General features: G+C 38.5%; 15 protein-coding genes. 13 read left to right on the top strand and 2 right to left on the bottom strand.

Annotation, left to right across the window (positions count from 1 at the left end):
- Window positions 1–98: 98 nt before the first annotated feature.
- The 3 genes from B1R93_RS09935 to B1R93_RS09925 all read left to right on the top strand — a co-directional run bounded on the left by B1R93_RS09935 (window position 99) and on the right by B1R93_RS09925 (window position 3227).
- Window positions 99–1289, top strand: coding sequence for an acetate kinase (locus B1R93_RS09935; protein ID WP_088103824.1), 1191 nt, complete (start codon window positions 99–101; stop codon window positions 1287–1289).
- Window positions 1290–1451: 162 nt separating this feature from the next.
- Complete coding sequence (locus tag B1R93_RS09930) at window positions 1452–2393, top strand: 3'-5' exoribonuclease YhaM family protein (RefSeq protein WP_088103823.1); 942 nt, start codon at window positions 1452–1454, stop codon at window positions 2391–2393.
- Between the two features lie 6 nt (window positions 2394–2399).
- Window positions 2400–3227, top strand: a complete 828-nt coding sequence (locus tag B1R93_RS09925) for an EcsC family protein (protein WP_088103822.1) — start codon at window positions 2400–2402, stop codon at window positions 3225–3227.
- A 58-nt stretch (window positions 3228–3285) separates the two neighbouring features.
- Here B1R93_RS09925 and B1R93_RS09920 read toward each other — a convergent pair whose 3' ends face one another.
- Window positions 3286–3615 carry a hypothetical protein gene (locus B1R93_RS09920; protein WP_088103821.1) on the bottom strand — a complete coding sequence of 110 codons (330 nt, stop codon included), beginning with the start codon at window positions 3613–3615 and terminating at the stop codon, window positions 3286–3288.
- Between the two features lie 238 nt (window positions 3616–3853).
- On the opposite strand from B1R93_RS09920, the gene B1R93_RS09915 reads away from it, so the two are divergent.
- From B1R93_RS09915 to B1R93_RS09880, 9 genes are all read left to right on the top strand, one after another.
- On the top strand, window positions 3854–5065 hold the full coding sequence (locus B1R93_RS09915; RefSeq protein ID WP_088103820.1) for an argininosuccinate synthase: 1212 nt from the start codon (window positions 3854–3856) through the stop codon (window positions 5063–5065).
- The gene (gene argH / locus B1R93_RS09910) at window positions 5062–6435 is read left to right on the top strand and encodes an argininosuccinate lyase (protein ID WP_088103819.1); all 1374 of its coding nucleotides are present in this window, start codon (window positions 5062–5064) and stop codon (window positions 6433–6435) included. The genes B1R93_RS09915 and argH overlap by 4 nt, the downstream gene beginning before the upstream one ends.
- Window positions 6436–6497: 62 nt before the next feature.
- Complete coding sequence (locus B1R93_RS23645) at window positions 6498–6623, top strand: hypothetical protein (protein ID WP_280949469.1); 126 nt, start codon at window positions 6498–6500, stop codon at window positions 6621–6623.
- A 200-nt stretch (window positions 6624–6823) separates the two neighbouring features.
- Window positions 6824–7582 carry an SDR family oxidoreductase gene (locus B1R93_RS09905; protein WP_088103818.1) on the top strand — a complete coding sequence of 253 codons (759 nt, stop codon included), beginning with the start codon at window positions 6824–6826 and terminating at the stop codon, window positions 7580–7582.
- Between the two features lie 88 nt (window positions 7583–7670).
- Entirely contained in the window at window positions 7671–8045 is a 375-nt protein-coding gene (locus B1R93_RS09900; RefSeq protein WP_088103817.1) for a hypothetical protein, read from the top strand.
- Window positions 8046–8217: 172 nt separating this feature from the next.
- A complete protein-coding gene (locus B1R93_RS09895; RefSeq protein ID WP_088103816.1) occupies window positions 8218–9069 on the top strand; it encodes a YitT family protein in 852 nt (283 codons plus the stop codon).
- 82 nt (window positions 9070–9151) lie between these two features.
- Window positions 9152–9835: a metal-dependent hydrolase gene (locus tag B1R93_RS09890; protein WP_088103815.1), complete on the top strand. Its 684-nt coding sequence runs from the start codon at window positions 9152–9154 to the stop codon at window positions 9833–9835.
- Window positions 9836–9975: 140 nt separating this feature from the next.
- Window positions 9976–10215 carry a hypothetical protein gene (locus B1R93_RS09885; RefSeq protein ID WP_088103814.1) on the top strand — a complete coding sequence of 80 codons (240 nt, stop codon included), beginning with the start codon at window positions 9976–9978 and terminating at the stop codon, window positions 10213–10215.
- 95 nt (window positions 10216–10310) lie between these two features.
- A complete protein-coding gene (locus B1R93_RS09880; RefSeq protein ID WP_088104641.1) occupies window positions 10311–11618 on the top strand; it encodes a CBS domain-containing protein in 1308 nt (435 codons plus the stop codon).
- A gap of 81 nt (window positions 11619–11699) precedes the next feature.
- On the opposite strand, the gene B1R93_RS09875 is transcribed toward B1R93_RS09880, so the two are convergent.
- Complete coding sequence (locus B1R93_RS09875; protein WP_088103813.1) at window positions 11700–11987, bottom strand: YtpI family protein; 288 nt, start codon at window positions 11985–11987, stop codon at window positions 11700–11702.
- 106 nt (window positions 11988–12093) lie between these two features.
- Here B1R93_RS09875 and B1R93_RS09870 point away from each other — a divergent pair, with 106 nt between their 5' ends.
- Window positions 12094–13029, top strand: coding sequence for a DHH family phosphoesterase (locus B1R93_RS09870; RefSeq protein WP_088103812.1), 936 nt, complete (start codon window positions 12094–12096; stop codon window positions 13027–13029).
- Window positions 13030–13094 lie beyond the last annotated feature (65 nt).

Raw genomic sequence — 13094 nt, 5'->3', positions numbered from 1 at the left:
CGGGAGAAAAAAGAGGAAAGAGCTTGAAAATGCTATCTCTAGGTGCTTAAATGTAGAGGGTTTAAATAGTTTTGATTTATAAAGGAGCGTCTATCGAAATGGCAAACATTATCGCTATCAATGCAGGTAGCTCATCATTAAAGTTCCAGTTATTAAATATGCCAGAGGAACAAATTGTAACAAAGGGCCTCGTAGAGAGAATTGGTCTTGGGTCTGGTGTGTTTTCAATTGAAGTTCAAGGAGAGAAGCACGTCGAAACAATCGATATACCTGATCATTCATTTGCTGTAAAAACCTTATTAGAAAAATTAACAGGTTTAAAAATCATCCAATCCTTGAATGAAATTGATGGGATTGGGCATCGAGTTGTTCATGGTGGTGAGAAATTTAATGACTCCGTCTTAATTACAGATGAAGTATTAAAAGGGATAGAAGAAATCTCTGAACTAGCTCCATTACATAATCCAGCAAATATTGTTGGGATTAAAGCCTTTAAAGAGGTTTTACCAGCTGTACCGGCTGTTGCTGTTTTTGACACGGCATTTCATCAAACGATGCCGGAAAGTTCTTTTCTGTATAGCCTACCCTATGATTATTATCAAAAATATGGTATTAGAAAATATGGTTTCCACGGTACTTCCCATAAATATGTTTCTGAACGAGCTGCCGAGCTGTTAGGAAGACCAATTGAACAGCTCCGAATATTATCATGTCATTTAGGGAATGGTGCTAGTATCGCTGCAATTGAAGGTGGGAAATCGATTGATACGTCAATGGGCTTTACACCATTAGCAGGGGTAACGATGGGGACTCGTTCTGGAAATATTGATCCCGCATTAATTCCGTATATTATGGAGAAGACTGGTCAAGATGCATATCAAGTTTTAGATACATTGAATAAAAAGAGTGGACTCCTTGGTGTATCAGGTTTTTCGAGTGATTTACGTGATATTGAGAGTGAAGCTGAACAAGGTAATGAGCGTGCTGAGTTAGCATTGGATGTGTTTACATCCCGTATTCACAAATATATTGGCTCTTACGCGGCAAGGATGAGTGGGGTAGATGCGATTATCTTTACTGCTGGGATTGGTGAGAACAGTGAGACGATTCGTGCACGTGTATTAAAGGGCTTGGAATTTATGGGTGTTTATTGGGACCCATCCTTGAATAAGGTTCGTGGTAAGGAAGCTTTTATTAATTATCCACATTCTCCAGTTAAGGTAATGATCATTCCAACAAATGAGGAAGTGATGATTGCTCGAGATACTGTGCGGTTATCTCAAGCATAATAAAATCGGTGTCGCAGGGGGAAAAGCCTTTGCGGCACCTTTTTTGCTTTGTAGGAACTGACAAGCTAAGATAAGACTAGAACATGTTAGTGAAGCATAGATATAGAACAAATTGGTGAGATTCTGTGACCAATAATAAGTGAATAGGAGAGGAAGATGTAAATGGTCTCGTTTCTCTATAAAAATGAAGGGGACAAATTAGTTGAGTTTTTCCTTATTCGCGAACGTGAAATAAAAACTGCCTCAAATGGAAGTGAATATGCTAACTTTACACTAGAACGAAACATGGAGTTAATCCCTGCACGATTGTGGGACATTACCGATGAACAAAAGCAGCTATTTCAACGAAAAGCGATTGTAAAGCTTGAAGGGATTGTAACCCTTTATCGCCAGCAAAAGCATCTCAATATCCAAAGAATTCGTTTGTCAACTGAGGAAGATGGCGTTAATATTACCGAGCTCATTTCGAGAAAAGGGGTTTCGCGAGAAGATTTATGGCATGAATTACGAATGAGTATGGAAGACATACAATCGCTTACGCTTCAAACGTTAATTAAACGTTTGTTTAGTCAAAAAAGCATTCGGGATCGAATGACAACATTGCCCGCAGCAAAGATGAATCACCATTATTACTATGCGGGTTTGCTTGAGCATACTGTACACATTACACAAAGTGCTTATCAGCTTTTTCCTGTATACACAAAGGTAAATAAAGATATTGTATTGGCTGTGTGTATTCTTCATGATATTGGGAAAGTAAAAGCATTATCTGATCACCTCTCACCAGAGTATACATCTAACGGTGAGCTAATTGGTCATCTCGTTTTAGGAATTGAAATGGTAAATCAATCGGCAAGTGAAGCAGGAATTTCTATTGAACATGAAGAAATAGTAGCATTAAAGCATTGTATGCTAAGTCAGTACGGTGAGCATGGTCCAGTAATGCCTAAAACCGCTGAAGCAGTATTTTTCTATACAATTAAGAAAATGAATGCGCAATTAAATGCACTTGACGTCATATCTGAACAAACGAATGAAGCTTGGACATATTCTCCAATGTTTAAAAGGAAAATGTACATACAAGAGAATGACAAGGGAGTTTAAAATAGCATGGAAGATTATCGAAATAGGATAGCTCAAATTGAACACTGGGAAGACCAATTTTTCTATCATGAGGCAACCGATGCAGAGTTTACGTATTTAAAATGGGCGGATTGGGTATTTTCTAAGCTTAGTCCTTCTAAACAGGAGCGTGTTCTCACACAACTTGAATCTATGATTATTCATATACAAGCGTGGATGCAGAACAGCAAATCTCATGAAGAGACAAGGAATCGAATTTTAAGACATGCACGAGTCTTTAATCCGGACATTGAAACAATAGCAGATCTTCAAGTATTAACGCTAGAGCAACAAGAATTCATGGCTGAACAATTAATGGCAAAGCAACGATTATTGGCCCTTGGGCAGGGAGGGCTTTCAGGAATGGGGGGCGCATTTCTGTTCGCAATGGATTTACCGGCCGTGGTCGCTATTAATATTCGCTCAATTCAACAGCTAGCTCTCGTATACGGGTATGATTTAAACCAGCCAGTGGAAATGATATTCGCCTTAAAGCTTTTCCATGTTGCCACACTGCCTAAAGCATTTCAAGCCGAGGCATGGGAACAGCTTTTTGAAGAAGTGGACATGCATGAGCACAACGATATGTTTTATCAAGGAAAGGATGACATCATTGAGGTTGAGTGGTTGCAGAGGGTAGTAAGACAGGTAGGGAAAAACGTTGTTATTGCCATGCTACGCAAAAAGCTCATTCAAGGTGTTCCCCTTATCGGAATGGCATTTGGTGCAACAATGAATTACCGTTTTTCTCAGCAAGTGATTGAGGTCGCTCATATGTTTTATCAAAAGCGCCTCATTCTTGAAAAGGAAGATTAAAAAAGGTGGGAAATCCTCTTCGTATACCTTCAGAGGATAAGAAAACCTGTTCAAGCTTTTATGCATGAACAGGTTTTTCATTGCGGACAGAGCTAACAGTTGGGTCAACTCGAAACCAAATCCATAAATCATTAATAATAGAGGCTAGTTCAGCCATTTCTAAATTTAATTCACAGGAACGTTCAAAATCTGATTCGGTTGTGAGAGCTGCTAATGTATGATTAATCGTTTCTTCAACTTTTTTAACTTTATCAGGGATTTGACCACGGATAATCTCCCACTCTGCTAAAATTCTTGCTTGGCTATCTGTATCAAGATCCTCCCAATTAACATATAACTGAGGGAGAGAAATGCCTAAACGCTTATTATAGATGAATTCAACCTGCACCTTAATCACCTCATCCTTATCTTATCTAACAATCTTTGAAATGAAAATGAAAATAATCAAAGAAATTCATTTTTTCCTCTTGCCAAAATCGGCTGACGTTGATAAAGTATGTATATTAATAAGTTAATACTTTGGTTTTATGCAATGTCAGGTTGAGCGACGATAGGCTCTTTTCTTTTTCAGAAAAATGTATAAAAATAATAAAAAGAGTATTAATATTCACTGGAGGGAAACAAAAATGAGTAAGCAAAAAGTAGTGTTAGCATATTCTGGCGGTCTAGATACATCAGTAGCAATTAGATGGTTAACAGATCAAGGTTACGATGTCGTTGCTGTTGGTCTTGATGTTGGTGAAGGAAAGGACCTTGATTTCATTAAAGAAAAAGCATTAAAAGTTGGTGCTATTGAATCACATACAATTGATGCGAAAAAAGAATTTGCAGAAGAGTTTGTTTTACCTGCTCTTCAAGCACATACATTATATGAACAAAAATATCCACTTGTGTCTGCTTTATCAAGACCATTAATCTCAAAGAAATTAGTTGAAATTGCTGAAGCGACAGGGGCATCAGCTGTGGCACATGGTTGTACTGGTAAAGGAAATGATCAGGTTCGTTTTGAAGTGGCTATCCAATCTTTAAACCCGAATCTTGAAGTATTAGCGCCAGTACGTGAGTGGGGCTGGTCTCGTGATGAAGAGATCGAGTATGCAAAACAAAACAATGTTCCTATTCCTGTTGATTTAGATAATCCTTATTCTGTTGATGCAAACCTATGGGGGAGAGCGAATGAGTGTGGTGTGTTAGAGGATCCTTGGGCAGCTCCACCAGAAGGTGCTTATGAAATGACAGCTCCTCTCGAAAAAACACCAGATCAACCTGAATATATTGAAATTGCTTTTGAAAAGGGTGTACCTGTTGCGTTAAATGGGAAAGCTTATGAACTACATGAGTTAATTTTAACGTTAAATGAGGTAGCTGGTAAGCATGGTGTCGGCCGTATCGACCATGTAGAAAACCGTCTAGTCGGTATCAAGTCACGTGAAGTATATGAGTGCCCGGGTGCGATGACCTTAATTAAGGCACATAAGGAATTAGAAGACTTGACTTTAACGAAAGAAGAATCGCACTTCAAGCCGATGATTAGTAATAAGCTAGCCGAACTTATTTATAACGGTCTTTGGTTCTCGCCATTACAGAAGTCTTTATTGGCATTCTTAAAGCAAAGCCAAGTATCGGTAACAGGTATTGTACGTGTGAAGTTATTTAAAGGTCATGCAATTGTTGAAGGACGTAAATCTGAGTTTTCATTATACGATGAAAAGCTTGCAACTTACTCAACAGAAGATGAGTTTGATCATAATGCAGCGGTTGGATTTATTAAACTTTGGGGCCTTCCAACAAAAGTTCACAGCCTAGTAAATAAAGGAAAAGAGGAGGTCAAACAGTGACAAAGCTTTGGGGTGGACGCTTTACCAAAACAGCGGAAGAGTGGGTCGACGCATTCGGTGCGTCGATCGGCTTTGACCAAAAGTTAGTCGATGAGGATCTTGAAGGCAGTCTTGCTCATGTGACGATGCTTGGAAAATGTGGTATTCTACCAGCTGATGAAGTAGAGCTCATCAAAAAGGGATTAAACATTCTACGTGACAAGGCAAGCAAAGGAGAGCTTGTTTTCTCTGTTCAAAATGAAGATATTCATTTAAATCTTGAGAAGATGCTGATTGATGAAATTGGCCCTGTTGGCGGTAAGCTACATACAGGTAGAAGTCGTAATGACCAAGTGACGACCGACATGCATCTTTATTTGCGCAAAGAAACAAAGGAAATTATGGATGCAGTTAAAGCCTTGCAGCAAGCACTTGTAAATCAGGCCTCTGCTCATGTGGAGACATTGATTCCAGGCTATACTCATCTTCAGCGTGCACAGCCTGTTTCATTTGCTCATCATTTGCTAGCTTATTTCTGGATGCTTGAGCGAGATTTCGGTCGTTATGAGGATAGCTTAAAGCGATTAAATATCTCACCGTTAGGGGCAGGTGCGCTTGCTGGTACAACTTTCCCAATCGACCGTACGTATTCAGCAGAGCTCCTTGGCTTTGACGGGATTTATGAGAATAGCTTAGATGCAGTTAGTGACCGTGATTATATTCTTGAATTTATGAGTGCTTCTTCAACCCTTATGATGCATTTATCTCGTCTTTGTGAAGAGCTTATTTTATGGTCTTCTCAGGAGTTTCAATTTATTGAAATGGATGATACGTTTGCTACAGGAAGCAGCATCATGCCGCAAAAGAAAAATCCTGATATGGCGGAGCTTATTCGTGGGAAAACTGGACGTGTTTACGGGAATTTATTCTCGATGCTAACGATCTTAAAAGGTTTACCTTTAGCATATAATAAAGATATGCAAGAGGATAAAGAAGGTATGTTTGATACAGTAGAAACGGTGAAAGGTTCATTAAACATCTTTGCTGGGATGATTGATACGATGACAGTCAACACGGAAACGATGGAAAAAGCTGTTCATCAAGACTTTTCAAACGCAACGGAGCTAGCTGATTATTTGGCAACGAAAGGAATGCCATTCCGAGAAGCACATGAGGTTGTCGGGAAATTAGTCCTTCTTGCAATTAATAAAGGAGTCTTTCTCCTTGATTTACCGTTTTCTGATTATCAGGAAGCAAGTGAGCTTTTTGAGGAAAACATTTATGATGTTCTTCAGCCAAAAACGGTGGTTGCACGCCGAAATAGTGCGGGTGGAACTGGGTTTGACCAAGTACGACTGGCTTTAGAAAAAGCAGAACAATTACTTAAATAATAATAAGTTAAACAGCCCATACTATCTTGGAAGTTAACCAAGAGAAGGGGGCTGTTTATTTTATGAGCGAGATTCGTCAAAATGAGAAGGCAGAGCGGCGAGTTGATCATAACGGTTCGGTGAACGTGAGCAATGAAAAGCGTCATCAGGACGAAATGCATCAGCAAAGAGAAAAAACGAAAAAATAATAAAAGCGAGAAATGTAAAAAAGTCATTACATATTAACAATCTAATATGTAATGATTTTTTTTGTACATTTTTGAGCTAATTCTAGGTTATCTCCCGCACCTTGAAATATATTTTGTAGAATAAAAGGAAGGTAAGTTTTTACTATTTATGATAAACGTAGTATGATCAATATAGAGTATTGTTACAGGGAGGTTGGAATATGCGTCATGTGTTTCTAACAGCTGGGACGAAAGGACTTGGCGTAAAGGTTGTGGAAGCTTTCCTTCAAAGGGGTTATTCCGTTACAGTTACGTATCGCAGTGATGAGAAGAACATTCAAGAATTAGAAAAAAGGTGGTCTCATTTTGCTCAGAATCTACAATTTATCAAAGCTGATGTAACAAATAAGGAACAGATCCAACAAGCAGTTAATCGAACGATTGAACGATTTGGAAAAATAGATATTTTAATAAATAATGCAGGTCCGTATGTGTTTGAACGAAAAAAGTTACTTGACTACGATGAAGACGAATGGTATCGAATGATTGAAGGAAATTTAAGTGCTGTTTATCACCTGCTTAAACAGGTTGTACCACATATGCGAAAGCAACGTTTTGGCCGAATTGTTACATATGGCTTTCAAGGTGCAAATAGCGCTCCAGGATGGATTTATCGTTCAGCCTATGCTGCAGCAAAGGTTGGTCTCGTCTCGTTAATGAAGACCATTTCGATAGAAGAGGCGGAATATGGAATTACAGCTAACATGATATGTCCTGGAAACATTCTTGGTGAAATGAAGGAAGCGACAATTGCTGAAGCGAGGATGTTACCTGATGGTGAGACGCCTATTGGTCGCTCAGGAACAGGAGAAGATATCGCAAGAACAGTGTTATTTCTTTGTGAGGATGATGCCGATATGGTGACCGGAACAGTTGTAGAAGTAACGGGAGGTGTCGATGTAATCCATCGTTACCGATAATTATGTATAAAATTCCAGATGTTGTTACACCTTATTATAAAGAAGAATGTTCTGACGTATTGAGTCGGAAATATAAGGGGTGTCTACAATGAAAAAATGGATAATAAGTTTATTAACCATTGTCTTTATTCTTTTAGTAGGGGCAACAGGTCATGCACAGCCAACTGAATTAATGGAGGCTTTCTCTTTACACATCACAGTTCATGAAAATAACATTGAGTATGAGTGGGAATATGATAGCCCTTCAGATTATCAATATACTGAAGGAAATCAAGTAATTAAGGGTGAAGAAGCAAAACAAAAGGTGGAAAAGATGGTTGAACATCTTGACTTCTCTGAAGGATCAGAGGTAGAACAAATGGTTAAAGTGTTAAAGGAGAGGTACTTTCCTAATTTAGAAAGACTAGACATTCGTTATATGAACGGAGATAGTAAGCTATATACATGGGTTTGGGAAGAATAAATGAGTAACATGGTGTCTTAGAGGGGATATCCCTTTAAGGCATTTTTTATTGAAATGAAAAGGTGTAAGCCATTTTTCTTATTTTACAGCAGACATAGAACTATATATTATTAAAGAATCAGCAATTTTTTAGATATAGAGATCATAAAGATAATAGTAAGAGGAGAACGAGATGAAGAAATTAATAGAGTATTTTGGGTTAACATCTGGGGCGATAATTGTAGCAGCCGGGCTACAATTAATTTTGGCTCCTAATGGATTAGTTGATGGTGGAGTAACGGCCCTAGCAATTATGGCGCACTCTCTTTTGGGATTACCGATATGGGCAGTATATTTAACGTTAAATATTCCGACACTTTTATTCTCAGGGAAGTTTATGGGGCGTAGATTCATTATCCGAACGTTATATGCAAATGTTGTGACAACTGTCATGCTTTCGTTGTTTGCTCCTTTCCAAGCCATTACTTCGTCCGAGGTATTAATTGTTCTTTATGGTGGACTTATGCTCGGTCTTGGAATTGGCCTTGTTGTGAAATGTGGCGGTGCTGTAGATGGAACGGAAATGCTCGCCATTTGGGCCCAGCGACGTTTTCATATATCGATAAGTACGTTTTTATTAGCTGTTAATGCTGTTATTTTAACAGGTGCTGCGTTTGTTTTTACACTTGAAAAAGCAATGTTCAGTATTGCCGTCTTTTATATTGTGACAAAAATGATTGATTTTGTTTTGGATGGCTTCAATCAAGGGAAATCTGCCATGATTATTTCTGAACATCCTCAACAGATAGGAGAAAAATTAATAAAGGAACTAGATGTTCAAATTACTTATTTATACGGTCAAGGTGGTTTCACTGGTGAGGAGAGATTGATTATTTATTGCATCACCAATCGATTTATGTACCCAAGATTAAAAGAGGTTGTCATGAGCATAGACCCGACTGCTGTTATCGAAGCTTCTTATGTATCTGAAACGGCCGGGGTCAAAAAACAAACGTTTTTTGAGTCTCGCAACAATAAAAGCTAATTCATTGCAGGATGAAGAAGACTTTTGTAAAACTAATCTATATAGGAGTTTTTTTGAAGTTTCAAAAAGGGAGATGGGACAAATGAAAATTAGTTATCATGGTCATTCGGTAGTCTTAATTGAAACAAAGGGAAAACGAATTTTAATTGACCCTTTTATTACAGGGAATGGATTAACTGATTTAAAAGCCGAAGATGTTAAGGTAGATGTTATTTTACTAACACATGGCCATAATGACCATGTTGGGGATACTGTCGATATTGCCAAAAGAAATGATGCACTTGTTGTGGCACCGTTTGAATTGGCGACATTCTTAGGCTGGCAAGGGGTGAAGACTCATCCGATGCATATTGGTGGTGCCCATGAATTTGATTTTGGGACGGTTAAGTTGACCCAAGCGTTTCATGGTTCATCGTATACGATTGAAGAAGAGCAGAAAATTGTTTACACAGGCATGCCAGCAGGAATTTTATTCTCGGCAGAAGGAAAAACGATTTTTCATGCTGGAGATACAGCCTTATTTTCGGATATGAAACTAATAGGTGAGCGGAATTCAATTGATATCGCTTTCTTACCAATCGGCGATAATTTTACAATGGGACCAGATGATGCTACGCTCGCATCTGAGTGGTTACAAGCAAAACATGTAGTACCGATTCATTACAATACATTTCCGGTTATTGAACAAAACCCAACTGAATTTGTAGAAAATCTATCTGGAAAAAAAGGCAAGGTCATGAATGTTGGTGACATAACTGAATTATAAGAGGACTGACCAAGTAGGGGAATAAAGGGCACTGAAAAAGGGAAAAACACCCTTTTTCAGTGCCCTTAACCTTACTTGGTCTTTTTTTTAGACTTGTCTCATAGACTAGCACTATCAAAGAATAGAAAGAGGGAGAATAGTTGAGACAACGATATCTTATAAGCTTATTAATGGCTAGTGTGTTGCTGGTATATAGCTTTGAAAGATTGCCTTTACAAGAAGGAGGGGTAGCACAAATTTTTTCACTAAGTTGGATTTCCTTTGCTGTGGTGGTCATCCTAGGAAATCTTTATGGGCTGTTACATAAGAAAAAGCAAAATGCGGAAACATCTGTTACAGTAGATATGAAAAAAGTAAAAACAAGAAGTTATGGAAGATAGCCTTGCTACTTGATTCCTTCAGCTTTATAATAGTACTAATACAGTTCTGTACTATTAGTAAGTACAGCTGAAGGAATGAAGGTGGGGTGGTTATCATCGCAACGAAACACGAGCAAATTTTAGAGTACATTGGCAATTTAGGGGTTGGAGAGAAAATATCCGTTCGCCAAATAGCAAAAGCATTGCAGGTGAGTGAGGGGACTGCCTATCGAGCAATAAAAGAAGCTGAAAATCAAGGGCTTGTTAGTACAATTGAGCGAGTCGGTACGATCCGTATAGAGAAAAAGAAAAAAGAAAATATCGAAAAGCTAACCTATGCTGAAGTTGTTAACATTGTCGATGGACAAGTCCTAGGTGGAAGCCAAGGATTACACAAAACATTGAACCGGTTTGTTATCGGGGCAATGAAGCTTGATGCGATGATGCGCTATGTTGAATCGGGGAATTTATTAATCGTTGGAAACCGCTATCAAGGCCATAAGCTAGCCTTAGAGGCAGGAGCTGCCGTTTTAATAACCGGTGGATTTGATACTAGCGAAGATGTGATCCGCTTAGCAGATGAGTTGGATTTACCAATTATATCAACGAGCTATGATACATTTACAGTAGCAGCCATGATCAACCGAGCCATTTATGACCAGTTGATTAAAAAGGAAATTATATTAGTGGATGATATTCTCATTCCACTTCAAGATACGTATTATATGACAACGTCAAATGCAGTTGAAAAATGGCATGAGTTAAATTCTAAAACAGGACATAGTCGCTATCCTGTTATTGATGAGAATATGAGGATTCAAGGGATGGTAGCCGCGAAGGACGTCCTTGGGGCTTCAAAGCAGACACCAATTGAAAAAGTAATGACATCTAACCCGATTACTGTAAGTGAACGTACGTCTGTCGCATCGGTAGCCCATGTAATGGTTTGGGAAGGGATTGAATTATTACCGGTCATCGATGGGCAGCGTCGTTTGATTGGGGTTATAAGTAGACAGGATGTTTTAAAAGCGCTACAGATGGTACAAAAACAGCCTCACGTTGGTGAAACATTAGATGATATTGTCACAAGTGGTGTCATTGACGTTTCGACCTCCCAAGACTATACTTTCCAGTGTGAGGTTACTCCACAAATGACAAATCAACTTGGGACGATATCATACGGGGTGTTAACGACGCTAGTTACAGAGGTAGGTAGCCGAATATTGCGTAAATATAAAAGAGGCGATTTAGTTGTTGAAAACATTACGCTATATTTTATTAAACCAGTACAAATTGATACGATGATTACGATACAGCCCCGTGTTTTAGAAATAGGAAGGAAACATGGGAAAATTGATGTTGAAATGTATCATGACGGTGAACTAGTTTCAAAAGCGTTAATGATGGCACAGTTAATCGATTAAAGAAAAGGGGGTTGTTCCAACAGTATACCTTTTGGAACAACCCCAAAGCCTGTAGAGGACCTTTACATATAATATGAAGTCTTAGTTTTCATCAAACTGATTAGCATAATGCTTGTATGCTCTAAAATTAAAGACAACATTAGCAATTCCAAAAATAATAAAGATAATACCAATAATAATATCAACTTTACCTCTTGGCATAACAAGAAGATTTGCTGCAAAGGCGGTAAGTAAAAAGCCTAACGATAAGCCAGCTTTCGTTTGGTATAAGCGCTTGATTAATGACTCATCTGAGCGCCACGTCTTAACTTTATTATAAATAAAGAAAACGGCAGAAAAGACAATGATAATTGTAAAGATTTTATCCATTTAATAGCCTCCCAATCATACTTATAAACGTAATTGTACCGTTTGTCTAGTAGGATTGCTAGTGAACAGAGATTGAACAGAGATTGAACAGGAAAAGAGGGAATCTATGATACGAGAAATTTTAGATAAGATTAACGATTATGCGACAATCATCATCCATCGCCATGAACGTCCTGATCCCGATGCAATTGGCTCCCAGCTTGGATTAGCTCAACTAATAAAGAACCGATTTCCAGAAAAACAGGTCTTTGCTGTCGGGGAAGAGGAACCATCTCTGCAATTTTTAGGTGCGATGGATCACATTGAGGATTCAGTATATGAAGGTGCATTAGTGATTGTTTGTGATACAGCTAATACAGCTCGTATTAGTGACAAACGCTTCACTCAAGGTGATTTTGTAATAAAAATTGACCATCATCCAAATGAAGAACCGTATGGTGACCTCGTCTGGGTTGATACAACAGCAAGTTCAACAAGTGAGTTAATTGTTGCTCTATTTGAAGAAGCTCAGTTGCGTGGGTTTGCATTAAGTAATGAAGCGGCCCTATTGCTTTATGCGGGAATAGTCGGTGATACAGGCCGTTTTCGGTACAACAATACCACATCACGGACCTTAAAAAGAACGAGTCTTTTAGTCGAAAAGGATTTTGACCAAAACGAATTTTATTCTAATTTACATAAACGGGATTTAAAGCTGACTCGACTTGAAGGATATGTATTACAGCATTTTGAAGTAGTAGAAGGAAAAGTAGGTGTGATGAAACTATCTAAAGATGTGCTTGCGACATTCGATGTAACGTCAAATGAATCGTCGCAGCTCGTTAATTGCTTTTCCGATGTTGAAGGATTGCAAACGTGGGTGTTCTTTGTAGAAGAAGAGGAAAAAATACGTGTAAGATTACGTTCAAAGGGACCTATTATTAATACAATTGCTCAACAGCATGATGGAGGAGGACACCCGATGGCGGCTGGAGCCACTGCTTATTCTTGGGAGGAGACGGATGACATTATCCAGAAGCTTCTTGAAGTATGTAGCAATTAACAAATAAGTAGCTAAACATCTATCTACTAGACATGCTCGGTACATAGCAAAAAGAGCGGCACATA

This window comes from Halalkalibacter urbisdiaboli, assembly GCF_002156385.1.
Taxonomy (GTDB): Bacteria; Bacillota; Bacilli; order Bacillales; family Bacillaceae_D; genus Halalkalibacter_A; species Halalkalibacter_A urbisdiaboli.
The sequence above is the reverse complement of the archived record's forward strand: the minus strand, read 5'-3'. Positions and strand labels throughout refer to the sequence as shown.